20 protein-coding genes and 1 tRNA gene are annotated in these 26,801 nt (G+C 49.0%); 12 read left to right on the plus strand and 9 right to left on the minus strand.

All coding sequences use genetic code 11. The features are described from left to right. Positions 1–35 precede the first annotated feature (35 nt). On the minus strand, positions 36–635 hold the full coding sequence (locus RIE73_RS25605) for a gamma-glutamylcyclotransferase (RefSeq protein ID WP_446403857.1): 600 nt from the start codon (positions 633–635) through the stop codon (positions 36–38). Between the two features lie 417 nt (positions 636–1,052). Between RIE73_RS25605 and RIE73_RS25610 the strand changes: the two genes are divergently transcribed. The 6 genes from RIE73_RS25610 (at position 1,053) to RIE73_RS25635 (ending at position 5,671) form a co-directional block, all read left to right on the plus strand. Then, complete coding sequence (locus RIE73_RS25610; protein ID WP_446403858.1) at positions 1,053–1,568, plus strand: LptA/OstA family protein; 516 nt, start codon at positions 1,053–1,055, stop codon at positions 1,566–1,568. A 320-nt stretch (positions 1,569–1,888) separates the two neighbouring features. Further along, positions 1,889–2,617 carry an LPS export ABC transporter ATP-binding protein gene (gene lptB / locus RIE73_RS25615; RefSeq protein ID WP_446403859.1) on the plus strand — a complete coding sequence of 243 codons (729 nt, stop codon included), beginning with the start codon at positions 1,889–1,891 and terminating at the stop codon, positions 2,615–2,617. A 75-nt stretch (positions 2,618–2,692) separates the two neighbouring features. Beyond that, positions 2,693–3,838 carry an LptF/LptG family permease gene (locus tag RIE73_RS25620; RefSeq protein ID WP_446403860.1) on the plus strand — a complete coding sequence of 382 codons (1,146 nt, stop codon included), beginning with the start codon at positions 2,693–2,695 and terminating at the stop codon, positions 3,836–3,838. A 133-nt stretch (positions 3,839–3,971) separates the two neighbouring features. Next, positions 3,972–4,694, plus strand: a complete 723-nt coding sequence (pyrF, locus tag RIE73_RS25625; protein WP_446403878.1) for an orotidine-5'-phosphate decarboxylase — start codon at positions 3,972–3,974, stop codon at positions 4,692–4,694. Then, positions 4,652–4,828 carry a glycine zipper family protein gene (locus RIE73_RS25630; protein ID WP_446403861.1) on the plus strand — a complete coding sequence of 59 codons (177 nt, stop codon included), beginning with the start codon at positions 4,652–4,654 and terminating at the stop codon, positions 4,826–4,828. Before pyrF ends, RIE73_RS25630 begins: the two co-directional genes overlap by 43 nt. Before the next feature lie 177 nt (positions 4,829–5,005). Then, the gene (locus RIE73_RS25635) at positions 5,006–5,671 is read left to right on the plus strand and encodes a hypothetical protein (RefSeq protein ID WP_446403862.1); all 666 of its coding nucleotides are present in this window, start codon (positions 5,006–5,008) and stop codon (positions 5,669–5,671) included. 6 nt (positions 5,672–5,677) lie between these two features. Here the strand turns inward: RIE73_RS25635 and RIE73_RS25640 are convergent, their stop codons facing one another. From RIE73_RS25640 to rpoB, 4 genes are all read right to left on the minus strand, one after another. Beyond that, positions 5,678–7,441, minus strand: a complete 1,764-nt coding sequence (locus tag RIE73_RS25640; protein ID WP_446403879.1) for an ABC transporter substrate-binding protein — start codon at positions 7,439–7,441, stop codon at positions 5,678–5,680. 130 nt (positions 7,442–7,571) lie between these two features. Continuing rightward, the gene (locus RIE73_RS25645) at positions 7,572–11,573 is read right to left on the minus strand and encodes a DNA-directed RNA polymerase subunit beta' (protein ID WP_446403863.1); all 4,002 of its coding nucleotides are present in this window, start codon (positions 11,571–11,573) and stop codon (positions 7,572–7,574) included. 52 nt (positions 11,574–11,625) lie between these two features. Then, a complete protein-coding gene (locus RIE73_RS25650; protein ID WP_446403880.1) occupies positions 11,626–13,509 on the minus strand; it encodes a DNA-directed RNA polymerase subunit gamma in 1,884 nt (627 codons plus the stop codon). A gap of 97 nt (positions 13,510–13,606) precedes the next feature. Next, positions 13,607–16,957: a DNA-directed RNA polymerase subunit beta gene (gene rpoB / locus RIE73_RS25655; protein ID WP_446403864.1), complete on the minus strand. Its 3,351-nt coding sequence runs from the start codon at positions 16,955–16,957 to the stop codon at positions 13,607–13,609. 111 nt (positions 16,958–17,068) lie between these two features. Here rpoB and RIE73_RS25660 point away from each other — a divergent pair, with 111 nt between their 5' ends. Further along, positions 17,069–17,308: a hypothetical protein gene (locus tag RIE73_RS25660; RefSeq protein WP_446403865.1), complete on the plus strand. Its 240-nt coding sequence runs from the start codon at positions 17,069–17,071 to the stop codon at positions 17,306–17,308. A gap of 301 nt (positions 17,309–17,609) precedes the next feature. Here the strand turns inward: RIE73_RS25660 and RIE73_RS25665 are convergent, their stop codons facing one another. Both RIE73_RS25665 and rpsT read right to left on the minus strand, forming a co-directional pair. After that, on the minus strand, positions 17,610–18,407 hold the full coding sequence (locus tag RIE73_RS25665; protein WP_446403866.1) for a TatD family hydrolase: 798 nt from the start codon (positions 18,405–18,407) through the stop codon (positions 17,610–17,612). A gap of 312 nt (positions 18,408–18,719) precedes the next feature. After that, a complete protein-coding gene (gene rpsT, locus RIE73_RS25670) occupies positions 18,720–19,061 on the minus strand; it encodes a 30S ribosomal protein S20 (RefSeq protein ID WP_446403867.1) in 342 nt (113 codons plus the stop codon). A gap of 213 nt (positions 19,062–19,274) precedes the next feature. Here rpsT and hisD point away from each other — a divergent pair, with 213 nt between their 5' ends. From hisD to RIE73_RS25690, 4 genes are all read left to right on the plus strand, one after another. Then, positions 19,275–20,585: a histidinol dehydrogenase gene (gene hisD / locus RIE73_RS25675; protein WP_446403868.1), complete on the plus strand. Its 1,311-nt coding sequence runs from the start codon at positions 19,275–19,277 to the stop codon at positions 20,583–20,585. Between the two features lie 33 nt (positions 20,586–20,618). Then, positions 20,619–20,753: a hypothetical protein gene (locus tag RIE73_RS25680; protein WP_446403869.1), complete on the plus strand. Its 135-nt coding sequence runs from the start codon at positions 20,619–20,621 to the stop codon at positions 20,751–20,753. Between the two features lie 111 nt (positions 20,754–20,864). Then, a complete protein-coding gene (locus RIE73_RS25685; protein WP_446403870.1) occupies positions 20,865–21,290 on the plus strand; it encodes a universal stress protein in 426 nt (141 codons plus the stop codon). Positions 21,291–21,399: 109 nt separating this feature from the next. After that, the gene (locus tag RIE73_RS25690; protein ID WP_446403871.1) at positions 21,400–23,640 is read left to right on the plus strand and encodes a PAS domain-containing sensor histidine kinase; all 2,241 of its coding nucleotides are present in this window, start codon (positions 21,400–21,402) and stop codon (positions 23,638–23,640) included. Here RIE73_RS25690 and RIE73_RS25695 read toward each other — a convergent pair. Then, entirely contained in the window at positions 23,637–23,837 is a 201-nt protein-coding gene (locus tag RIE73_RS25695) for a hypothetical protein (protein ID WP_446403872.1), read from the minus strand. The genes RIE73_RS25690 and RIE73_RS25695 overlap by 4 nt on opposite strands. Positions 23,838–23,867: 30 nt before the next feature. On the opposite strand from RIE73_RS25695, the gene RIE73_RS25700 reads away from it, so the two are divergent. Continuing rightward, positions 23,868–23,949, plus strand: a tRNA-Leu gene (locus RIE73_RS25700). Between the two features lie 714 nt (positions 23,950–24,663). On the opposite strand, the gene RIE73_RS25705 is transcribed toward RIE73_RS25700, so the two are convergent. Then, entirely contained in the window at positions 24,664–26,673 is a 2,010-nt protein-coding gene (locus RIE73_RS25705; protein ID WP_446403873.1) for a CHAT domain-containing protein, read from the minus strand. Positions 26,674–26,801: the final 128 nt, after the last annotated feature.

The following is a 26,801-nucleotide window of genomic DNA, read 5'->3' on the forward strand; positions in this document are numbered from 1 at the left end:
TTTAGACGAGTAGGGGTTTGGTTACCAAACCCCTACTACGCCGAACGTAAGGCTTGGGTTTGCCAATGACGCTGTTGAAGCTGGTGCATGTGGTTAAAGAGTTGCCAACAGTAGGATTCGCTTAACCCACAGGTGATAGCGCCACGCAATACAACGTTAAAGTACCAATCATTCGGTGCTAATTCTTCGGCTAATTTGTCCACCACTACGTAAGTCCGGACATTATGATAGATTCGTCCTTGACAAGACACTTCCACGGTTTCCCGTCGATAGCCACCACGAGGGACTTCTTCCCGGTGATCCAGAGGCTGACTAAATCGCTCTGGTAAGCGGTATAAGACGCCTTCAACCGTTGCGTTAACATCGGGGACGATATCTAGTACACCACAGTTGCGCCTTGCTGATTTGCGGTTAAATCCCAATCGATATCCGTTGAGAACGGCTGAACCTAAGACAAACGCATGAGTACTTTCACCGAGCGATCGCTTTAAGTCAACCGGACACATACAGGAGCCATAGGCAAAGTAGTAAAAGGTTGGCTCAGTCTGGGGGAACTGTAGCACATTAGCTACGGGTGAAGACGGATCAAGAGACGGTGAGGGTGAATCTTGGCGATCGCGAGGCTGAGTTGTCATCACTGGCTAAAGACTACACGACTAACTAAACGACAAAGGTAATATATTTTCAACGAAGTCAGGAGAACGAACTGTAGCCGATTTTTCAGTTACGGGTTTGGGGTAGTAGAGACGTAGCATATTACGTCTGGGAAGCTGGGAAAGAATTTCCCGGTTGCCTAATCCCCCGATAAATTAAAAACTATAACAATTTTTACACTAACAAAGCAATAACAACTTTTGAGGATGAAACAAGGACAGGTGTTGATTCGTCAAAAGAGTTGCCCTCAACTGGCGAGAAGCATCAGGCTCTACATCTTTGGATGAGGTATTTGCACAGCTAGACTGAATTCCCGATGAATCGCCAGTATAATACAAAGGTCTGAGGTTGAAAGACTTCTCGGATCTGCCCGACAACTATGGCTGATAAATAAACTGATGAAGTCCTGCTTATCTGATATGGTTAACCTAAAGCGACGTCTAGGCATAGCGCTGATCTTGCCAATTAGCTTGATGGGAGCGATCGCGCTTCCCACTCCCCTCAAAGATGCCCAAGCCCAAACTGGAGATGGACGTGCCATCACAGTTCGGGCAGATGTTCAAGAAGCGAATTCCCAAACGGGCGTTGTCACGGCGCGGGGGAATGTACAGATTGATTATCCGGCTCGCCAAATTCAGGCAACGGCGGCTCAAGCTCAATATTTTAGCAGAGAACGGCGTATTGTTCTCACCGGAAATGTTTACGTTTTGCAGCAAGGTAATAGTTTGCGCGGTGAAACGATTACCTATTTAATTGATGAAGGGCGCTTTGTTGCTCTACCGAAAAATGAACAACAGGTTGAATCGATTTATATTGTGTCTGATCCCGAAGCCCCAACTCAGCCTGTCGCGCCGCCTGCAACGCCTCCTTTTAATCCAAAACCTGTGTTCAAAACTCCAGTGAGTGATCCATAATTTTTATGTGTCATTTGTTATTCGTCATTCGTCATTCGTTAGCGCCGAAACCCTTGAGATACCGTAGGGTGGGCTGTGCCACGCCAGCATACCAGTCAGTACCCTTCAACTGAACACTAATCGGGGCGGGTTTAGTTACATCTGGGTGACAGCCAACGATAGTAGTGAAACCCGCCCCTACAGACTAAAAACTTGGTTGGGGCGGGTTTAGTTACATCTGGGTCAAAAGGAAACGATAATAGTACAACCCGCCCCTACAGATGTGCGATGGCACGTCTCTACACATCACAAACAAAACTCCCCAACTGAGGTAACTATTCTTGAAAATTGTTTTGGAGAATATTCATAAATCCTATAATAAGCAGTCTATTGTTAACCGTGTCAATCTGTCTGTGGCACAAGGGGAAGTTGTGGGACTGCTGGGTCCAAATGGTGCGGGAAAAACAACCACGTTTTATATTGCTATTGGTCTAGAAAAACCGAATCAAGGGACAGTATGGTTAGATGATCATGACATCACCAAGCAGCCAATGCATCAGCGGGCGCGTTTTGGTATAGGCTATCTGGCGCAAGAACCCAGTATCTTTCGGAATCTGACGGTTCGAGATAATATTCAACTGGTGCTAGAGCAAACGGGTGTACCGCGTCACGAATGGCGCTGGCGGTTGCGAACGTTGATTGAAGAGTTTGGTCTAGAAAAAGCAGCCAATACGATTGGGAGGCAGGTTTCTGGGGGTGAACGCCGTCGTACAGAATTAGCAAGGGCGTTAGCTTCAGGCGTAGAAGGTCCTAAATTTTTATTCTTAGATGAACCCTTTGCTGGCGTTGATCCGATCGCGGTGTCTGAGATCCAGAAAATCATTGCCCGGTTGCGCGATCGCGAAATTGGGGTTTTAATTACGGATCATAATGTTCGCGAAACTCTAGCCATTACTGATCGTGCCTATATCATGCGAGACGGGCAAATTCTGGCATCGGGTAGTGCAGAAGAACTTTACAACAACCCCTTGGTGCGACAATACTACTTGGGCGATGAGTTTCAAAAATAATCCTGGCTATTTCTAGATGTTCGGTAAATAGCTCTCAAACCAATACATAAACAAATGACGAATGACAAATGACAAATGACGATCCGTAAATCTCTACCTCTGTTCTCATTTATTCCTGGCGTATCGGTGATGGATCGTTATATTATCACCGAACTCATTCCCCCATTTTTATTTGGTATGGGAATGTTTTCCTCAGTGGGGGTAACGATTGGTAGCTTATTTGACTTGATGCGAACAGCGGTAGATGAAGGACTACCAGCCACATTAGTGCTGAAAGTGCTGCTGTTGAGTTTACCTCAGTTCATGGCGTATGCTTTTCCTACATCTGTCCTTTTAGCCACCTTATTGACCTACAGCCGTCTGTCTAGCGACAGTGAACTGATTGCGTTGCGAAGCTGCGGGGTGAGTATTTATCGCCTCGTGCTACCCGCAATATTACTGAGTTTAATGGTTACTGGCGTTACTTTTGGATTCAATGAATACGTCGTCCCCGCCTCTAACTATCAAGCCACGTTAACCTTAGAAAAGGCATTAGGAGAGGAAAAACCCACCTTCAAAGAGCGCAATATCTTCTATCGAGAATATGCAGAGGAGGATAAAACACTCAAGCGCTTATTCTACGCTCAAAATTTTGATGGTGAGCGGATGAAGGGCTTAACCATTCTCGACTGGTCTCAGCAAGGTCTTAACCAAATTGTCACTGCTGATTCGGCAATATGGAATATAGCGCAAAGTACTTGGGATTTTTACAACGGCACTATCTATTTAATCGCGCCGGATGCCTCTTACCGTAACATCGTGCGGTTTGAACACCAACAACTACAATTGCCTCGCATTCCCTTGGATTTGGCGAGAAAAGACCGCGATTACGATGAAATGAACATCACTCAAGCCAGAGAACGTCTAGAATTAGAGCGCCAGAGTGGGGATGAGGAGGACATTCGCAAACTCAAAATCCGCATCAGTCAAAAATTTGCCTTACCCTTTGCTTGCGTTGTTTTTGGTTTGGTCGGCGGATCATTAGGCAATCGACCTCAGCGTACCAGTAAAGCGACAGGTTTTGGGATTAGCGTGTTAGTGATTTTCGCCTATTATATGCTGATGGCGATCGGAGATGCTCTAGGATTAAGTAACTACCTTCCCCCCTTAATCTCTGCCTGGTTGCCCAATCTGATGGGGTTTGCAGTTGGCGGATTTTTATTAATTCGAGCCGCCCGATAGTAGGGGTTTGGTCACCAAACCCCTCAATCTGAAGGGGTGATACTATATGTAGATCGGCGCTCTAGGATTGCATTAGTTGCATAGTTCAAGAAAAATGGGATAATCTGTGGCTACTTATCAACAAGCGTTTCCCATGTCAGGAGCAGAGCGGATTATCGTCCCCTTAGATGTACCTACCGAAGCCCACGCGATCGCCCTCGTGGAAAAATTACCTCAGGTGAGGTTCTGGAAAGTCGGACTGGAACTATTTGTTAGTAGTGGAGCTGCAATTCTCCAAGTTCTCAAAGATCGGCAAAAACGCATATTTTTAGATCTCAAGTTTCACGATATTCCCAATACGGTAGCTGGGGCAACACGGGCGGCGGCTGGATATGGAGTAGATTTACTGACAATTCATGCTGTAGCAGGTCGCATGGCACTCAAAGAGGCGGTAGTCGCAGCGAAGCAAGGAGCAGAAGCCGCTGCTTGTTCACCCCCAAAGTTAATTGGGATTTCCCTACTCACCAGTTTAAACTCGCGAGATTTAGCCTTTGATTTAAAAGTTCCGATTGAATTACCCGAATACGCCTTACATATGGCACTTTTGGCGCAAGAAGCTGGATTAAATGGCGCAGTTTGTTCGCCCCAAGAAGTGTCCCAGATTCGTCAAGTCTGTGGTGATGACTTTCTCCTAGTTTGTCCCGGCGTCCGTCCTAGTTGGTCGGAACAGGGCGATCAACGGCGATTGATGACACCCGCAGATGCTCTGAAAGCGGGCGCTGATTACCTGGTAATTGGACGCCCGATCACGGCTGCGCCTGACCCCGTTGCGGCTTGGGAGAGAATTGGCGAAGAATTACAGGAAGTCATCAGTTAATTGTAGGGGCGGGTTTAGCCATAATTGTAGGGGCGGGTTTAGCCATAATTGTCGGGGCGGGTTTAGCCATAATTGTCGGGGCGGGTTTAGCCATAATTGTCGGGGCGGGTTTAGGAACTAAAGTCAGCTATTGACCAATAACGGAACAACAAAACCCGCCCTAGCTCACCAATAACGGAACAACAAAACCCGCCCTAGCTCACCAATAACGGAACAACAAAACCCGCCCTAGCTCACCAATAACGGAACAACAAAACCCGCCCTAGCTCACCAATAACGGAACGTATTCAGCAAGCCCTATCTAGTAAGTTATGAATTGTAAGTTGCTCCAATGCTTAACAGTTGTCTGTTGGCTGGGATTTCAGATGCCTAGTGGGGCGTTTAACACCGATTATATCCTTGGCTCACAAACGCAGCAGATGAAACCAACAAAGCCAAGAGTCCTCCCCTGTACTTCTCCACTCCTGCACCCCTGTCCCCCTACACTTACACTTCTGGCTCAATCGGCGACTTGTCCGGAGGATGTAGAAACATTAACCTCTTTGATGCTGCGGGATTTACCTGACTACGCGAATCGGGTGATTCAGCGATCGCGCCCTGTAAATGAAGACATTGATATCGATCTTTATATCATTGTGGCAGGGCGGGCGGAATTTCAACCCCTGACTCTTGGTCCGGGTTCCTATCATTCTGTGACGGCTGCAAACGTAGAACCCCCGCAACAAGTTTTTTTCACCACTCTAGAACGCCAATATGTCGAGGGAGGTGCGATCGAACGAGAGAGTTTTCACTGGCTATTTTTAACCAATACCGATAGTGGATGGCGCTTGGCGATGATGTTTACGCGCCTAGGTTCACCTTTACCAGAACGCCCACCAACCCCGCCGCGAGAGAGTAGCGATGGTATTATAGGTCGAGCCGTGCAGCTCTGGTTGCGAGATTGTCGGGCGAACGCAATTCGAGTCTCCTCCAAATAATTAACCTTAATCTTCAGAAATCCTCAATTCGTGAATATTCCAGAACGCACCACCTAAAGCCGAATACTCAATCCCCTCCACGCGATCGCGCACAGCCGTCATCGAAAGCGGATTCACCATATAGATAAAGGGTAAGTATTCTTTGATCAGCCGTTGTGCTTCGCCGTAAATGGCTTTGCGCTTCTGTTCATCTAACTCTTGAGACCCTTTAATGTAAAGATCATTGATCTCTTGCTCCCAAGGTGCAACCTCCCAGCCTTGAATCTCCGGTTGACCAACCGTTGGTTTTTGATTGAAACTGTGTAATCCACCTTCCGTAGACCAGACATTAGCACTATTATTCGGTTCTAATCCGCCACCGGAAAAACCCAGCAGATGACATTCCCAATCCAAGCTATTACTGAGTTTTTCCACCAAGGTACTAAAAGCAATCGGGTTAAAATCCACTTGAATGCCAATTTTCGCCAAATCTCGTTTAATTTGCGCTCCCATGGCTTCGCGTAGTTTATTCCCCGCATTAGTGATTAAGGTGAAACGCACCCGATTCCCTTGATCATCCAGAAGTTGTCCTTCATCGTTATACTGGAAGCCCACGTTTAACAATAATTCTTTGGCTTTGTCAGGATTATACTCGTAAATTGGCAGTCCCTCTTCGGGGGACAAATAATAAGGACTTTGTACCGGAAGGTTAGAATATTGCGGTTTACCCAATCCCCGAAACGAATTATCAATCATCGTTTTCCGGTCAATTGCATAAGCCACCGCCTGTCTAAATTCCAGGGTATTAAACCAACGGGATTTCATCGGTTCAATCAGCGGTTCGCCATCCCGACTGCCTTTGTTAAGGTTGAAGGAAATAAAACTAGAACTTAGAGTCGGACCACCAACGTAAATGTTAAAGTTACTGCGTTCTTCTTCCCGCTTGAGTAGAGAATAGAAATCCGGTGAGACACTAATCGCATCTAACCCACCGGAACGAAATTGCAAAAAGGCAGTATCGGTGGATTCAACAACTTCCCAGAAGAGGCGATTAATATAAGGTTGGGATTGACCTTGAGGTCCTTGACGCCAGTAGTGAGGATTGCGGCGGAAGACTAAGCGTTGATTGGTATTGTAGCGATCCAGTTGGTAGGGTCCATTGACAATAATTTTATCGGGGTCGGTATCCACCCCCCAAGTGGTCATAAACTTGGGTCTTCCTTCTTGGTCTTTCTCAGTTACCGTATCCTTCAGGGCGTGGGCGGGTAAAATTGCTAGTCCTGTGGTGCGGAGAAAGGGCGCAAAGGGTTCGGGTGTAGTAAATTCAACTCGTCTGTCATCGAGTTTCCGCACGCTGGGAAAGCCGCGTGTTTCGCCAATTCTGAGAATGTCGCGAACATCGGTGGGAATGTCTTCGTTGAGGTAGATATCGTTATAGGTAAAGACGACATCATCCACGGTTAAGGGTTCTCCATCCGACCACTTTAATCCCTCTCGCAGGGTAAAGATAATCCGCTGTTGGTTGTCCGAGATGTCCCAGGATTCGGCGAGGGAGGGTTCAATTTCGCCAGTGACACCATTTTCCGTTACCAATCCCTCGTAAGTGTAGCCAAAAATATTCGGCGACTCCTGAGAGAGGGCGTAGTTAAAGGTTTTGGGGTCACTGAGAATACTGGTAACGAGTTGAGAACCCTGTGCGGCTTGCGAGGTAAAGAGTGCAGGGTTACAGGCGGACAGGGCGATCGCGACAACACAGGTCAGTAGACTTAGACACCAGCGACGCAGAGGAATATTGGGCAAGATAGTCACGAATCCGATTCAATGCTTACACCCCTAATTGTAGGGCTAGGTAGAGACGTTGCATGCAACGTCTCTACAACCCGGTTAGGCTTCAGCCATCCGCATCACAGAGGATAACGGACTAAACATCCTCATCCTCCTCATCCTCCAGATATTCCTCCGCCAACTCGTCTGAGTCTTCATCCTCATCCATCAACGACTCAAAATCGCTAGTATCCTCTTCATCCATACTGTAAGCGCGAGCCGTGCGATCGTCTAGCACTTCCAGGGAATCATCTTGGTCGAATTCACTACCCTCATTCAGATCGCCGAAATCATACTCAGCGCCTCCATTGAAGTCTGCATCAACCCCACTGGTTGGGTCTTCATAAGCGTTATAGCCGGTTCCAGCGGGAATCAAGCGACCAATAATCACGTTCTCCTTCAGACCCCGTAACCAATCAGATTTGCCTTCAATGGCGGCTTCGGTGAGGACACGGGTGGTTTCCTGGAAGCTAGCGGCGGAGATGAAGCTATCCGTATTCAGTGAGGCTTTGGTAATCCCCAATAATACGGGCGTATATTGGGCGGGTGCGCCCCCGGTAATTGCCATGGCTTCATTCACGGTCTCAATTTGCCGCAATTCCACCAATTCTCCCGGTAGCATCGTGGTATCACCCCCATCATCGACCCGAACTTTCGAGGTCATCTGACGCACGATCACTTCGATATGTTTGTCAGAGATATCAATTCCCTGGGATTGATACACCGATTGGACTTCATTCACCAGAAAGGCTTGGGCGGCTTGCAATCCAGCTAAAGCACCTTCATAGATGCCCTTTTCTTCCACCGTGAGTTCAAAGAAAATCTCCAGAATCTCATGGGGATTTGCCGGACCATCGGTTAAGGGTTGACCCGCTTTGACATATTGAGCATCGGAAACTAGGGCGTTTTGTCCCGGACTGACTGGATAGTCGGTAATTACCCCTTCCGGCTCAATCACTTTGATATCAACGGTTTCATCTTCCTCATAAACCACCTGGGTTTCACCAGGACGGCGGGCTAATACACAGGCTTCTTTGGGTTTCCGGGCTTCTAGGAGTTCTTCAATCCGGGGTAGACCTTGAATAATATCTCCGGTCTTCGCCCGTTCAAACACCAGCAGCACCAGGTTGTCACCCCGTTGCACCAAGTCTCCATTATCAATTTGTAGTACCGCACCCGGAGAAACTCGGTAAGGGCGGGCGAGTCGCAAGGTGACTCCATCCTCTTTTACTTGCACCACTTGCCCAGATTCAGAGGCTTGCACGCTGGCGGCGAGGAAATCAGTCTCCACGACTAAATCTCCCACCTTCACCTGAGGGGTGCCAGTAATGGGAACGGTGATCCGATCCACATCCCGCACCACCAGTACCCGGCGAATGGCTTCCACCCCTTCGCGAATCCCCCGAACTTCACCGGGTTCTTTACATTGAATTTCGGTGCGGGCGACGACGTCTTTGGCGGCAATTTTATCGCCATCGTTGACCAACAGCCGAGTTTGGGTACTTCCTCCTAAGGGATCAGCGGAGGTATCGCGTCGGATCACCAAGGATTCCAGGATCACCAACTGCAACCGCATGTCCTCTGGATCATCCGATTCTTCGGTTGGGACTAATTCAATATCCGCTGAAAGTTGAGAGGCGGAATGATCTCCGTCGGACTCCTGAGTCATGTCCAACACGAGTTGAGTTCGGACTAACTCCAGTCCTTCCACGGACTTGATCCGCTCTCCATCTTTGTAAGGGAGGCGTTGAATCGTTCGCAGCTCAATCCCGATCGCACTTTCGGCATCCCCCTGATCGCCCTCTACAGGAGAGCCATTGGCACTGTCGATGGAGGCTTGAGAGGGGACATCCGGTTCATCGGGGATGTTAAACTCCACCACAGGTCGGAGTAGTAACGCCATTCCCTCTGGCGTCTCGGCGACTTCCCCATACCGCAGCTCGTCTACACTTAACCCCGGGACAGGTTCTGTACCGGGCTGTACGAGCTGACCTTCAGAGGTAAAGGCGTCGGGGACGTCATCCACCAAATGCAAGTCTCCAGGCTTAATCACAATTTCCCGGAGAATGTCATTCTTCTGGACAACTTCAACAATTCCTCCCGATTGGCAGAAGATATCTTTGACCACCTCGGTACCGGCTTCCACATATTGACCGTCTTCCACCAGCAGCAAGGAGATATCTTTGTTAACCTCGTGGCATTCTTCGGGAATCCATAGCAAGGTGCCCCCTTTGGTGATTTCGTATCCTTGCTTGGCTTTACCGCGCTTGGCGACTTCTACGCCGCCATACTTAATAATCCCCCCCGTTTGGGTGCGATAGCGATCGTCAATTAACTCCGCCACCACTTGATTATTTAGCACTTTTGTGCCTGGGGTTGCCTTGAGTAGGAAACGCTGGTTATTTGCCGTGTGAATCACGTACTGTTCGCGACCCCCACTGCTTTCCATCCGCACCGCGGCTTGGTCTAAGCGCACTGAGGCGGTGATGATGTCAATTTCCCGCTTACCGGGGGTCAGGCGCACTACACCACCGTTTTGGCTGATTAACTTGGTTTCGGCTAAAACGGAACCGGGTTCTACGGAATCCCCGTTTTTGACCACGGGTTCGGCACCCGGAGGTAGGTTATACACCTCTCCCGATAACACCCACAACAAGCCACCACGCTGGGCAATCCGGGTCGTATTTCCTTGGCGATCGGTTTTTTCTTCTGGGATCAAGTCGGCAAATAGGACTTCTCCCGCCAAATCCGAGGCAACGTCTTTCGCCGCTTTTTCCGTTGACAGGCGAGATTTCCCTAACGCCACTTCTGCTAAAAGCTGTTCCGCTTTTACCTGTTCCCCATTGCCAACCAGGAGAATGGAACCGGGCGTGACGGGAATGGTCTTGGCTTTTCCATTATCGGTGGGTTCCAGAATCAGTTCGCCGGCGACTTCCACCTGTTCCCGCTCTTCCCCGTGGCGGGTACGCACGCCCCGGGTTCGCAGACGGCTGGAGAAGCGGACAACGCCATCAAATGCCGCTGAGACTTGACGAGCAACTTCCCCGGTGAAGACACCTCCCGTGTGGAACGTCCGCATGGTTAGCTGAGTTCCCGGTTCCCCAATGGACTGAGCCGCAATAATCCCCACAGCTTCGCCCAAATCGACCATGTGTCCATGTGCCAAACTCCAGCCGTAGCAATGCTGACAGACGGAGCGTGAGGCTTCACAGGTGAGGGGTGAGCGAACCATCAACTCTTCTACCCCAGCTTTGGCGATGATGTCGGTTAAATCGTCGGAGATGGCTTGGTTGCGTTTGGCAATGACCTCTTTGGTTTTCGGATGCAGCAAATCGGCGGCTAGGACACGTCCCAAGAGCCGATCTTGCAGAGGAATCAACACGCGATCGCCATCTTTCATCGCGGTAAGCTGAATGCCTCGGGTTGTGCCACAGTCCACTTCCCGGACAATCACATCTTGAGACACATCCACCAGACGCCGGGTCAGATAGCCGGAGTCAGCGGTTCTCAGCGCCGTATCCACCAGTCCTTTCCGCGCCCCGTAACTGGAAATAATATATTCGGTAACGGTTAACCCTTCCCGGAAATTCGTCTTGATCGGCAGGTCAATAATTTGCCCATTCGGATCAGCCATCAGACCCCGCATCCCGACCAATTGGCGCACCTGAGACAGGTTTCCTCTTGCCCCGGAAAACGCCATCATATAGACCGAATTCAAGGGATCAGTTGCCTTGAAATTCACCACCACTTCATCTTTCAGGGCTTCCGACGTACTATTCCAGGTATCAATTACTTTCTGGAATCGTTCAACTTCGGTGATTTCCCCCCGACTGTAACGGGCTTCCGTGGCGCGAATCTGGGCTTCCGCCGCTTCTAGCATTTCCCGCTTTTTCGGCGGCACGAGTAAGTCATCAACACTAATTGAAACTCCCGCTTTGGTGGCATAGCGGAAGCCTAAATCCTTGAGCTTGTCAGCCATCTGGGCGGTACGGGCGCTGCCATACTTAGTAAACGCCCAGGAGATCAGTTTTTTGAGCTGACCTTTATCCACAACTCGATTGTAGAAAATCGATTCTTTTTGTCCTTTGTCATTCGTCATTTGTCATTCGTCCTTGGTGATTCGTCCTGGGTGATTTGTCCTGGGTTTGGGTTCAGGTAATCATCAGGGCATCTTGGATGGCTTTGTTGTAAATAATCCGACCCGGTGTGGTGCGAACGTATTGCGAAATCAGTTCTCCATCTGCCGTTTCTCGGACGCGGCGGTCTTTGTAGACTTTCGTCACCGTCCCATCGGAGGAGGTTTCTGAGGAAATCACCTGCCCATCCTCCGACTTGCCTGCCTGAATCGTGCCATCGAAACGTACCCAGACGTAAGCATGTAACTCGACTTGCTGGTGTTCAAAGGCGCGGATGGCATCATCCAACGAAGCAAAATAGCGACCCTCTCCTTTTTTGGCATGGGGATTTTCGGCGGTGAGGTAATAACATCCCAGCACCATATCCTGACTAGGTGCGACAATCGGGCGTCCGGTTGCTGGCGAGAGAATATTATTGGACGCCAACATTAGCAATCGGGCTTCGGCTTGGGATTCCAACGATAAAGGAACGTGAACCGCCATCTGGTCACCGTCAAAGTCGGCGTTAAAAGCAGGACAAACCAAGGGATGCAGTTGAATCGCCCGACCTTCGACTAAAATCGGTTCAAAGGCTTGAATCCCTAAACGGTGCAGCGTTGGCGCTCGGTTGAGCAAGACGGGATGACCGGCAATCACTTCTTCTAGCACGTCCCAAACGCTGGCGTCACTGCGCTGAATCAGTTTTTTGGCGGCTTTAATGTTATTGACTAACCCCTGACTAATCAGACGATGGATCACAAAGGGTTGAAACAGTTCAATCGCCATTTCACGGGGTAAACCGCACTGGTGAATTTTCAGATTCGGACCGACAACAATTACCGAACGTCCGGAGTAATCCACCCGTTTCCCCAACAGGTTTTGGCGGAATCGACCCTGTTTCCCTTCAATAATGTCGGACAAGGACTTTAATGCCCGATTATTCGCACCCACCACCGTGCGTCCCCGGCGTCCATTATCAATCAGTGCATCAACGGCTTCTTGCAGCATCCGCTTTTCGTTACGGACGATAATTTCCGGGGCGAGGATTTCCTGGAGGCGTGCCAAGCGATTATTACGGTTGATCACGCGGCGATACAAGTCATTTAAGTCGGAGGTAGCAAAGCGTCCGCCATCCAGCTGCACCATGGGACGTAAATCCGGTGGGATGACCGGAATCACCGTCAGCACCATCCACTCGGCTTGTGATCCGGTGGCGATAAAGTTATCAATCACCCGCAGCCGCTTAATCAGCTTTGCCCGCTTTTGCCCTTTGGCGTTGCTGATGTCCTCGCGCAGCTTTTCGGCTTCGTTGTCTAAGTTGACATCTTGCAAAAGTTGCTGTAGAGCTTCTGCGCCTATGCCCACCTCGACGTTATTCAGTTCGGAGTCTTCGCTGTAGAGTTGCTCCTCAATTTCCAGCCATTGGTCTTCGGTCAATAGCTGTTTATAGCTGAGATTTTCGGCATTCCCTGGATTGAGGACAACATAAGCATTGAAATAAACAATCTGCTCCACATCCCGCAACGGCATATCCAAGAGAATACTCAGATAACTGGGAATCCCTTTGAGATACCAAACATGCGCTACTGGCGCCGCCAATTTAATGAACCCCATGCGGTGGCGTCGCACCCGCGACTCGGTAACTTCCACGCCGCAGCGTTCACAGACAATCCCACGATGGCGCACTCGTTTGTATTTGCCGCAGTGACATTCCCAGTCTTTGGCTGGACCAAAAATCCGCTCACAGAACAACCCATCCATTTCGGGTTTGAGCGTGCGATAGTTAATCGTTTCCGGTTTCGTCACTTCCCCCACCACTTGACCATTGGGTAGGGTACGTTCTCCCCAGGTACGGATGCGTTCCGGAGAGGCAATGCCAATTTTTACGTAGTCAAAGCGCTGTTCTTGTTGCTGTTTCATCTTCCAGGGTTGTGAATGTTCCAGACGTAGCCATGACACGTCTTTTCTTCCAGATGTAGTAGAGACGGTGCAGGCAACGTCTCTACATTCTGAGACCTTACATCTCTTCTTCTTCGAGTTCCTCACTGCGGAGAGATTCATAAGTCGGTCGGCTGGGAGTCCGACGGCTACCGCCATCTGCCATTAAATCGACTTCTAAATCACGGCTGGAGCCATCTTCATCGGTTTCGACTTTGTGAACGGCAATATCTAGTCCCAAGGATTGCAGTTCTCGCATCAACACCTTAAAGGATTCCGGCGTACCGGGTCGGGGAATCGCCTTACCTTTGACGATGGCGTTGAGGGCTTCATTACGACCCTGCATATCGTCGGATTTCACGGTGAGTAACTCTTGCAGGGTATAGGCTGCACCAAAAGCCTCCAATGCCCAGACTTCCATTTCGCCGAACCGTTGACCGCCCTGCTGCGCCTTACCGCCCAAGGGTTGCTGCGTCACCAAGGAATAAGGACCGGTGGAACGAGCATGAATCTTATCATCAACCAGGTGAACCAGTTTTAACATGTAGGCGATACCGATTGTCACCGGACGATCAAAGGCTTCACCCGTGCGACCGTCAAATACCTGGATTTTACCCGGATTATCTGGATCAAATACCCAATCTTGCTGAGTTTCTTCCCGGGCTTGCTGAAGTTTGCCGTGAACCGTCAGCCGGGAGGCTTCTTCCCCATACATTTCATCAAAGGGAATCATCTTAAAGCGCAAGTCTAAGTTTTCACCCGCCCATCCGAGTAAACATTCAAAGACTTGACCCACATTCATCCGACTGGGAACACCCAAGGGATTGAGGATAATGTCGATGGGGGTGCCATCGGGGAGATAGGGCATATCTTCCATGGGCAGAATCCGGGAAATAATCCCTTTATTCCCGTGACGACCTGCCATTTTATCGCCCACCTGAATCTTGCGCTTTTGAGCCACATAGACGCGCACTACCATGTTGGCACCGGGGGGAAGTTCATCCCCTTGTTCACGGGTAAAGATGCGGACATCCACAACCCGACCTTTTTCACCGTTGGGAACGCGCAAGGAGTTGTCCCGCACATCCCGGGCTTTTTCCCCGAAAATCGCCCGCAGCAGTTTTTCTTCGGGGGGTTGGTCGGATTCGCCTTTGGGGGTGACTTTCCCGACGAGAATATCTCCGGCTTCTACCCACGCCCCAATCCGGATGATGCCTTGTTCATCCAGTTGGCGCAGGGCGTCTTCCCCCACGTTGGGAATTTCGCGGGTGATTTCTTCGGGTCCTAGCTTAGTTTGGCGAGCTTCAATTTCGTATTTTTCAATGTGAATACTGGTGTACACATCATCGAGTACCAGTCGTTCACTAATTAGGATGGCGTCTTCGTAGTTGTAGCCTTCCCAAGGCATATATGCCACCAGAATGTTCTGTCCTAATGCCAGTTCTCCCCCTTCGGTGGCGGAACCGTCAGCCAGGATTTGACCCGCTTCTACGTCATCTCCGTAAAAAACTAACGGACGCTGATTTAAGCAGGTGTCTTGGTTAGACCGCTGATATTTCTGGATTTCGTATTCAATGATTTCTGGTTCGCTGGTTTGTTCCGTCTCTGTACTGTCTCCCGGTAAAGCGGGGGTGCTGGGAGCGGTTTGCACGCGAATTTTGGTGGCATCCACGTAAACCACTTCGCCAGCTTTCCGGGCGACAACTACCATGCCGGAATCTCGTGCGGCTTGGGCTTCCAACCCTGTACCCACCAAGGGACGCTCTGGACGCAACAAGGGGACGGCTTGCCGTTGCATATTTGAACCCATCAGGGCGCGGTTGGCGTCATCATGTTCCAGGAAGGGAATCAGGGAGGTTGCCACGGAGATGATTTGCACCGGAGAGACTGCCACAAAGTCTACCTGATCTGGGGTGGTGGTGGTGAATTCTTGGCGATAGCGCACGGGAACGGATTCACCCAAGATATAACCATTTTCATCCATGGGGATGTCACCGGGCGCCACGCGCAAGTCGTCCTCTTCATCAGCGGTCATGTAAAGCGGTGCTTTGTCTTTGATCACCCGCCCGTTTTCTACGGGGTACGAGGGGGTTTCAATAAAGCCATAAGCGTTAACTCGGGCATGGGTGGCTAGGGAACCAATCAGTCCAGCGTTGGGTCCTTCTGGCGTTTCGATGGGGCAAATCCGTCCATAGTGAGAGGGGTGAATATCCCGCACGGCAAACCCTGCCCGTTCCCGGGTTAAGCCACCCGGTCCAAGGGCAGATAAACGACGTTTGTGGGTTAACTCAGCCAGGGGATTGGTCTGATCCATGAATTGGGATAGCTGAGAAGATCCAAAGAACTCTTTAATCGCCGCAACTAGGGGTTTGGGGTTGACCAAAGAGGCGGGGGTTAAGGTATCGGAGTCAGAAACGGTCATCCGTTCCCGAATAATCCGTTCTAAGCGATTCAATCCCACCCGCACCTGGTTTTGCAGGAGTTCACCCACGGAACGGACGCGGCGGTTGCCCAAGTGGTCAATATCGTCGGTGCTGCCAATGTCAAATTCCAGGTTGATTAGGTAATCGATCGCGCCCATAATATCTTGGGGCGTCAACACCCGGATGGTATCAGCCACATTTAGGCGCAACTTGCGGTTAATTTTGTAGCGACCGACACGACCCAGATCGTACCGTTTTGGGTCGAAAAAGCGGGAGTCTAATAACTGCTGACCGCCGCTGACGGTAGGCGGTTCACCCGGACGCAGCTTCCGATATAGCTCCATCAGGGCTTCTTCTTCACTGGGATTGCCTTCTTTGTCTAAGGTCTTTTGATAATAATCGGGGTGACGTAGGGCATCGATAATTTCATTGTCCGAGAGTCCCAAGGCTTTTAAGAGAACTTGAGCGGACAATTTGCGGGTTTTGTCGATCCGAACCCAGACTAAATCATTTTTGTCCGTTTCAAATTTTAACCAAGCGCCTCGGTTGGGAATTAACGAAGCAGAGTAGGTGCGGCGTCCATTTTTATCAATTTCCGACTTGTAGTAGACGCCGGGACTGCGGACAATTTGATTGACAATGACGCGCTCGGCACCGTTAATAATAAACGTACCGCGATCGGTCATCAGGGGCAGATCGCCAATGAAGACTTCTTGCTCCTTAATCTCACCCGTCTCTTTGTTAATCAGGCGAGTGGGGACATACATTTGCACCGCATAAGTGCTGTCTCGCCGCTTGGCTTCGTCCACATCATATTTCGGACGCTTGAGCTTATAGTCTTTGCCGATAAAATGGAGTTCCAGCTTACCCGTGTAGTCACTAATCGGTGAGAAGCTGTTGAGTTCTTCAATTAACCCGGCTTCAAGAAACCAGCGAAAACTGGCTCGCTGAATCTCTACTAAGTCTGGTAATAGATAGGTGGGAGTTGTATACGTTGGAGTAGTCATGCGTTTCCTTCTGGAAAGGGTGAATCAGCGTCAGGATGGGTTGTCACAGCCAAGAACGAGGGATAATTATATCCTCAAGTCAGCAATCCTGAGCAACAGGAACAGTTATGATTGGCTATAGTGATCGGGGTAGACAGCAGTCAGCGCCTAGCCCTGCCCAACCGAGAATTTTTACCCAAAGAAGCAATAAGAGAGTCTGAGGATGATAATGACTGTCTTACTAATCGGCGGGAGTGCTTTAACGATAATGATGATTTAGGGATTGATCGAGACGATCTACAATTAGATAGAATTGGCGGCATCTTCTCCTCGCGGGCAGTTGGGCATCAATTCAGGCTTGGTTCCGGGTAAGCAGTAATGACGGGATAAAACTTGAGAAAATTTTATACATAGTAACTCTTCTTAATCAATTATGGCGCAAGCTGGCTGTTAAGGGGAGATGGGGGAGATGTAGAGACGTGCCATGGCACGTCTGGGAGCAGGGGGAGATGGGGAAGATGGGGGAGATGAGGGAGTGGGGGAGATGATATCGTATTGCCGAAATAACTGTCATATCCTTCTTATTCCTCGCCACCTTGCTCTTTCCCTTCTGCCCTCTGCCTTCTGCCCTCTGCCTTCTGCCCTCTGCCTTGTCTCCTCTGCCTTGTCTCCTCTAGTTACTAGAGAAACTTGGTACAGTCAGATTAAATAGCCGACAGGCATTCTGGGTGGTTTCTTCTGCCAAGGTTTCCAGGGGAATCTGCCGCAGTTTGGCAACACAATCGGCAACATGGTACACGTTCGCGGGTTCATTGCGCTTCCCCCGTTTGGGTACAGGAGCCAGAAACGGACAATCGGTTTCAATCAGCAAGCGATCGCCTGGCACCAGGGCGGCTGATTCTTTAATGGCTTTGGCGTTTTTAAAGGTAACAATTCCACTGAAGCTAATATAAAATCCTAGATCCAAGAACCACTGCGTTTCCTCCGGTGTTCCTCCCCAACAATGCATCACGCCTCGGATTGGTCCCACCTCTTGGCAAAACTGCTGCACCTGATCACGCAGATCGGCAGCAGCATCGCGACAATGAATAATTACGGGTAAGTCAAGCTCGTGAGCGATCGCCAGTTGGGCAGCGAATACCTGTTTTTGCTGGTCTTGGTTTTCAGCTTTATAGAAATCTAACCCCATTTCCCCGATTGCCACCACTCTGGCATCAGAACTCGCCAAGGCGCGAATTTGATCCGCCATTTCGGGCGTCCATTTGTGAGCATCTAGGGGATGTAAGCCGACAGCGAAAGACAGTTCCGGGAATTGGTTCGCCAATTGCTGAATCCCTGAAAACTCCGACGGTTCAACACAGGAATGCACCAACCGCACCACACCGACATCCCGCCAGCGATCGCGCACGGCTTCTCGATCAGACTCAAAGACATCGAAGTTGATATGAACATGGGTGTCTATCAACTGCATTGGCATTATGTGTGTCCTCTCCAGCTCAATTTTTACCCAAGACCAACCCAAGGAGCCAACATTTTTCCTAGCTTAGAGCTTATTTGGGAGTTAACACGCTTAAAATCCGGTGTCACTCACATCTTGCACCCGTCTCACCAACCGCCTAGAGTTTAAACTCTAGGCTAAAAGCTCAAATCCGCTAAAGCTGACTGGATAAGAGTTTGCGGACGTTTACCCATTTCAGTGAGCTAACGGCAGACATAACTGACTCAGTGACATCCTCCCCCAGCTCCCAGACGTAGCATGCTACGTCTCTACATTTGCCCTGCACTAGGACGCTTCTGTAGTTTCAGCCGCCGACGTTTCAGCCGATGGGGGATTCATTTGAGCCTGTGCCTGTTTCAGCCGCTTCACTAGACGAGACTTCTTACGGGCACCATTATTACTGTGCAGGACGCCCCGCTTCACCGCTTTGTCTATCTTACTGTAAGCAGCAGACATGCGATTTTTTACATCCTGTAAGGACTCAGGACTGGGCTGACGAGCATAATCCTCAACCGCCTCAAAATATCGTTTCATCAGCGTTCTCACCGCTGATTTATAGCTTTTATTGCGAACTCGGTTTCGTTCAGCGATTTTTATACGTTTAAGAGCAGACTTGCTATTAGCCACAAGAGACTTCCGGAAAACTAACGTTTGCGATTACCAACTTTCCAACATACCAGAACAACCACTATAACATCTATGCCAAAAGTATCGCGACTCCAGAAAAATCCAGGTAAGCTAGAGAAGAGAGACTAGGGAAGGAGGACTCCCCCCAAGGGAAAACCCAATTCCGATCCGAGTCTCCCACGGGTAATACCTCATGATAGGCACTCCGACTCCATGCTGCGAATAATCACTCAGCAGGCTGAGGCAACAAATGAACTGCGGCGGATCTGCGATCGCACCTCCCACGATGGAATCATGCACAAAGAGGCGACGGTGCGAGAAGTCTTGCAGACGGTAAAACGCCAAGGGGATAAAGCCCTCTTGCACTATACCGAAGAATTTGACCATCAACGTCTAACCCCTGACCAACTGCGTGTCAGTGGCTCAGAACTAGATGCTGCCTACCAGCAAGTGTCCAAGGAACTCCTGGATGCGATTCAGTTGGCAGCACGGCAGATTGAAGCCTTTCACCGACAACGTGTTCCCAAATCTTGGGTGCAGTTTGGCGATGATGAGGTGGTTCTGGGTAAACGCTACACACCAGTGGATCGCGCCGGACTCTATGTTCCTGGCGGTCGAGCCGCGTATCCGAGTACGGTGTTAATGAATGCGATTCCGGCGAAAGTGGCAAAAGTGCCTCAAGTCGTGATGGTCACACCTCCGGGCTGGGAGAAAAAGATTAATCCCGCCGTCCTCGTCGCCGCCCAAGAAGCGGGGGTGAGCAACATTTACCGCGTCGGCGGTGCCCAAGCGATCGCGGCATTAGCTTATGGCACCGAAACCATTCCCAAGGTAGATGTGATTACCGGTCCAGGGAATATCTACGTCACCCTGGCAAAGAAACTCATCTACGGAACCGTGGGCATCGACTCCCTCGCCGGTCCATCAGAGGTGCTGATTATTGCCGATAGTCACGCCAACCCTGTTTATGTGGCTGCCGATTTATTAGCCCAGGCAGAACATGACCCCCTAGCGGCAGCAATTCTGATCACGACGGACTCGACATTGGCAAAAAACGTCCAAGCCGAAGTCAAACACCAACTTCAGGATCATCCCCGACGCGAACTCACCGAAAAAGCGATCGCCCACTACGGCTTAATTATCGTCGTCGATTCCCTGGAAACAGCCGCCGAACTGTCTAATGAATTTGCCCCCGAACACCTAGAGTTAGAAATTACCGAACCCTGGGACTTACTCGACCAAATCCGCCATGCTGGAGCCATCTTCTTGGGAACCTCCACCCCAGAAGCTGTGGGGGACTATATCGCTGGACCCAATCATACCTTACCCACCTCTGGTGCTGCCCGCTACGCTTCGGCGTTGGGTGTGGAAACGTTTGTGAAACACTCCAGTCTGATTCAATATTCCTCAACCGCCTTGAATAAAATGGCAGGAGCGATTCAGGTGTTGGCACAAGCCGAAGGATTACCTTCTCATAGGGATTCCGTGCGCTTACGCACCAAAGGCGAAAGGCATTCGGATTAAGACAGAGTAGGGGAAGCAATGTAGAGACGTGCCATGGCACGTCTGGAAGCAGGGGAAGTTAACTCAAAACTCTACCTTACCTATTGCCCATTGCCCATTGCCCATTGCCTATTGCCTCTTGCCTATTCCCTGTTCCCTGTTCCCTATTCCCCGTTCCCTAACAAATGACCAAGGACAAATAACATTTTGTCAAACCAGTAGACAAAACCTCTGATCAAGAGGGAAAATTCCTATTGCTGGGAGCCGATCGCTCGTAATCACTCATGAGGAGAAATTTTGGTGCTAAAGACGATTCTGGTAGCTCTGGACAGCTCAAAGCCAACCTATCGCTTAATTGAGACCCTAGATAACCTACAAATAACATCAGCCACCAAAATTATCCTGTGCCATGTTATGCCTCCTCAAGACCCTGACATGGACATCCCTGTTGATCGTCCACACCCTTCGGAGGAGTTCCTGTACCAAGAAACCGAACAGCAACTGCAACTGTATCAATCTAAACTCCCCTGTTCCAGTGAAATTCAGATTGTTAACGGTGATCCCCCCGCCGAAATTATTCGCCTTGCTCATATTTATCATGCGGATTTAATCGTGATTGGCACTCGTGGATTAACGGGTTTACAGCGAATCGTTCAAGGCTCGGTGAGTGGTCAGGTGGTGGCTGATGCGCCTTGTTCAGTATTGGTGGTTAAGGGGGATGAATAGTTAGGGGTTGCTGAATAAGTCTTGTAGTGGGTCTAAATGCTGAACACAAACTCCGGAACAATAGTAGAAAATATGGAGGTTAACAGGGTGCAGCTATTGTGTATAAAAAATGACCGCAGAAACCTTTGATCAACAAATTACCCTATCCCTCAGACGAGTCGAAACGCTGTGGCAACAGGCACACGAATCACTGAAATTGCCGATACAGGAGTCTTCTGGAACGGAAGACATGCCAAACCAGCAGCAACATTTATTACTGGAGAGTTTGACCGAACTGTCCCATTCCCTGCAAGAACTACAATTTGCCACCGGAGAACTACGCCAACAAAATGATAAATTAACCCAAAGCCAGATTGCCTTGGAAGCGGAACGCCAGCGTTACCGGGAATTGTTTGAATTTGCTCCCGATGGCTACCTGGTTACCAATTCCGACGCGATCATTGTTGAGGCAAATCAAGCCGCCGCCCATTCACTGAACTTTTCTCCAGAACGTCTGGTGGGCAAATCCTTCGCTGTTTTTGTCGCCACTCAAGAACGACGTGACTTTTATTACAAATTGAGTCAGTTACAACAGGGGGAGTCGATCAATAATTGGCCCGTCCAGATTCAACCTCGTGGTGATACCTCGTTCCTCGCTTCCCTAACCGTCGCGCCTGTGCAAAATCCATCGGGTCAGGTGATTGGATTGCGCTGGCGGTTACAAGATTTGACGATCGCACGCTATAAAGATTCCATGCAATCCCACGCTCATTCTCGGTTTGGTTCCATTGTGAATCGGACAGTTATTGGTCTAGGACTTCTAGATCATCAGGGGAACCTGATCGAATATAACCCCAAACTTCAGGCAATGGTTGGTTGTCCGGCTGAGGAATTAGCGCCTACATTGATGAGGTGGATGAATTTAGATAAGCCAGGGATGGAATCGGCAATGTTTCGCCAATTAATCGCGGGTGAACGTCATTCCTACCAATTAGAGAAGCCTTTCCACCATCCCGATAGCACCATTGAATGGGGACGGCTTACCGTGGCGTTGGTGCAGGAGACTCCAGACGACCCCATTTCAGCAATTTGTATCCTGGAGGATATTAGTCAACAAAAACGTCTGAAAGCGGAGCAACAAGAGGCAATTCGCCGTCAACAAGCGATTCAGCAGCAACAAGCGGTTAAACAACAAGCCAGTCAGCCAGAGACAACGTCTCCTGTTCCCCCTCCTCCTGCAACTCCAGACACCTCAGTCGAACAACTGGGACAGCTACTAAATACGATTCTCTCCAATTCTAGTGACTTTTTTCTGGTGTGCGATCGCACGGGCAAATATGTCTATGTGAATCAAGCCGCAGCCCAGGCGTGGGGACTTAGCCAAAAGGATTGTATCGGTAAAACGTGGCATGATCTGAAACTATCCCCTGAACAGATGAAACAGTTGGATATTCAACGGGACATTGTTTTAACCACAGGACAATCTATCTCCGACGAAATTACTTTAACCACGGTTGAGGGGGTGAAAGATTATGAGTACACGATGACTCGCTTGGATCATCTTGAAGGAGACGGCGGTGCCGTTGTGATCACCTTTAAAGATTTGAGCGAACAAAAACAGGCGAGGGTAGCCGCTAGTGAAGCCATGGCAAAAGAAGCGGAATATCGGGCGATCAAATCCCATGTTGACCGATTGGCTTCCGTGATTACCCAAGAACTCCGCCATCCTCTGAACACGATTTTTTCCCATGCGAAATACCTGGAAAATAATCCCGATTCCGACAGGGAGAATAACACCCTTTACTATCTCCAGCGCATCCAAGGAAATGCTCAACGGATCAACCAAATCCTGAATGATCTGCTATTGATTAAAAAGATTGAAGCCAAGCAACTGCGTTTAAATCTCACGGAACTAGATTTAACTCAGTTGTGTCAAGAATTAATCACCCAGTTACAGGAACGTACACCGTCGAAACCTCAGATTAGGTTTGTTGGTTCAGAATCCTGTTATGGCGTAGGTGATCAAAGATTGTTGCGTCGGATGTTGACAAATCTCCTAATTAGTGCATGGCGACATGCACCAGAGGATAGTCCGATCAAGTTGGAATTGGTGTGTCAAGATGAAAAGGGGGTATTTCGTATCCCCGATTTTGGCAGTGGGATGCCGGAATCTGAGCAAAAAGTTCTCTTCAGCGCCTTTGACACCAATCGTCAGGGTAATGAGATGACGGGGAGTCATTTAGGGTTGATGCTGGTTAAACATTGTGTGGATGTACAAGGCGGTGCGATCGCGGTAGAATCCCAAGCGGAAGCAGGAAGTACGGTGACGATTACCCTACCTTTACCGCAACCGAGGCAAGATAACCCCTAGGCGATGACGATGGGGACTAGCATCCCAATCCGATATAACCCTGGTGCTTTCAGGATTGTAGAGACGTAGCATGCTACGTCTCTACCGTGTTCTGGAGGGGTATTCAACCGAGTTTGAATAAACCATCTGCCATCTACTTTTTGCTGTAGAATTGGGCGTTCGGCTGAAATATCGAACTCAGTTAACCAAATCGTCAAGTTTTTGCTATGATAGCTATCTAGTGAGTCGCGGACGTGGCGGAATTGGCAGACGCGCTAGATTTAGGTTCTAGTACCGCAAGGTGTGAAGGTTCAAGTCCTTTCGTCCGCATTTGAGAAGAACAAAGGATTGCGGCTGTACAGTGACAAAGCAAGCTCTATTTACTATACCTTGTGACAGGTAAAAAGTGGAGATTATTCTAGGGTTTGCAAAGTAGACGCCGTATAATAACAGTTAGCTTCGGTCAGACGCGATCGCCTGAAGGGGTGACAAGCAGCTCAAAAGCTTGGCAGACAAAGCATTCCCTCCTCAAGCCTCAAAAAGATGAGAGCTTATTGACAGGCTTATTGAGAATGGAGATGTGAATGAGAAATGATAATCACCTGGGTGACACTCCAGAAGTATGTTTCTAGTTCGTAGAGGGTAATTTCTCTGGCTGGAATAGTTTGGGTCATATCCTGATAACCTCAAAATAGTGCATTTAGCCCCCCTAGCCGTCCAACTTTGGGGGGAACCGGAAGTTCCAAAGTCTCCCAGAATTGGGGGATTTAGTTGAATCCTGTAGGGGCGGGTTTAGGGATAACTTAGCATCGACACCGCTACCTTTGATCCAAAACCCGCCCTTAATCCTGTGCCTCCCAGGAGATTGAGTAAAGGGCGACCCGAGCCAATTGAGTGGAGACAGTTGTTAATTTGTGCAAGCGGGTCGCCCCCACAGGAACTTCAAAGGTGATATGCTTCTCCTCTACAGAACTATTTATCCTAGCGAGTTCTCCACCTTTAACTTTAATTGTGTCCACCTACTAACTCGCTATTTCATGATTATCACCTCCCGCCATCTCCGATTAATGAAAACCCAGCCCAGAAATAGGGATGAGGATAATCCTTTCGCACCTCAATCTGTGCCTGTTGTAATGCCTCTGCTTTACTCATCCCCGCCTGCCAATGAGTGTAAAACCGTTCCATTAATTTTCCTGTCGTCGCATCATCTACATTCCACAAGCTGGCAATAACCGTAGGGGTTCCCGCATAAATAAAAGCGCGGTTAAATCCAACAAGTTCATCCCCTTGGCTTAATTTGCCAATATTGGTTTGGCAGCCGCTGAGGACAACTAAATTTGTGGTCTTGGTTAAGTCTAATCCGTAGATTTCATGGATTTCTAAACGTCCGTCATTTTCTGTATCTCCAGCTAAACGGATGGCACTGAATTGGGGAGTATTGGTGTTGTATTCGCAGTGGACGGCAAGGTGTAAAATCTCAGATTGGGGGGCTTTTGACCAGAAACGGGTTTCAGTGGCGTTTTCACCGAGGAGGGGTTGGGTGTTGAAAAGTTTGGCAATCGTTTGCACTTCTTGTTGGGCAAAATTTAAGGGAAAAAGTCCAGGAACTCTGGCGTCACCAATAGCTAATAAACTGTTGGTTTTGGGTTTGCGTTTTTCGGGTAAGTAACGTAAGATGCTAGCGCTGGGAAGGGTAAATAAGGCGTAATCATCGTTGAGATAGCGATTCCCATCAGTGAGGGCGGCGAAGGGGAGATAATGCAGGATACTGTGGGGAACAATCGCGATTTTGGTGGTGTTGAGATAGGGTTGTAAGGGTTTGATTAGCCAGTCATGCAGGTTTTGCAGTTCTAGGGGATGAATTTTATCGATGTCAGCTAACTCTCGGAATCGGATGATTTCTTCCGTAAGTTGTTCGCGAGTGGCGTTGAGGGTGACAGTTTGGAAGCTATTTTTAGTGATAATGAAGGCTAGGGTGCGTTTTTCGGTGACAAAGTATTCGACGAGGGTAGTATCGGTATCAATTAACTCCTTAATTTCGGAGAGAGAGGCTACGTCTACGGTGATTAAATTGGCAGTTTCTGGATTTTGGATTTTAATTTGGAGTAGCAAGTCTTGGTCGTCTTTTTCGCGGCTAGCTAGCTGGTTTTCGGTTTTGGCAATAGTGTCAGTATCCCACTGATTTCTGGGGCGGTTGCGGAGGGTGATTAAGTGCTGGCGCAGGGTGATGATTTCAGTTTTTAGGGCTTGTTCTTGTTCTAATAGTTTATGATCAGCGCCAGCGCGGAAGTCGATTCTACTATTGGCAAGCTGATTAAGAAATGCTCTCGCTTTTGTCCGTTCGACGTAGTTTAAAGCGGCTTGAAAATCTCCTTGATCCCAGAGAAGTTTGATTAAACGTTCATAATTGTCTTCTTGTTGGCGAGAAAAAGAGGCGTTGAATTCTTCAACTTGGATTTCAGATTGGATGGATTCTTTAAGTTCAATGGCTTGCTGATAGAATTGAATGGCTTGTGCCATATTGCCTTGGGTTTGATAAGATAACGCCAGGTTGCTGAGTATTGTTACTTCCCCGAAGCGATCGCTGATTTCTCGGCTAATTGATAAAGCTTGGTTGTAGTAATCCAAGGCTTTTTGAGGTTGTCCGATGCTGTGGTAGACTGCACCAATACCATTGAGAGTAGTCGCAACTCCGGCGCGATCGCTGATTTCCTGGCTAATCGGTAAAGCTTGGTTGTAATAATCCAATGCCTTTTGCGGTTGTCCAATATTGGCATAATTAAAACCTATGCCAACCAGTACAGTTGCCTCAAGTTTTTTATCATTGAATTGTCGCGCCATTTCTAGCGCTTGTCGAAGGGTTTCTATCGATTCTAAGGGTTGCCCTTGCTGTGATTTTCTCAAGGCTTGTTCTATCAGTTTATCTAATTCTTCAATCTGCAAATTTTCAGTCTGTGCCAAACTGGGTTTAGTCATCAGTGGCACAGTCACAGATGTTAAACCCATTGCCGGAATCAGTGTAATAATTAGTAGATAAACCTTCAGATTATTCATAATTATAGAAAGATTGTAGACATTAAAATAAACTCAAACTCTTATCCAGTCAGCTTTAGCTGACTTGAGCTTTGAGCCTTGGGTTTGAACCCAAGGCGGTGTAACGGGAATGGTGTAAGATGTGAAAA

It is taken from the genome of Coleofasciculus sp. C1-SOL-03, assembly GCF_040220555.1.
In the GTDB taxonomy this organism is placed as follows: domain Bacteria; phylum Cyanobacteriota; class Cyanobacteriia; order Cyanobacteriales; family Coleofasciculaceae; genus Coleofasciculus.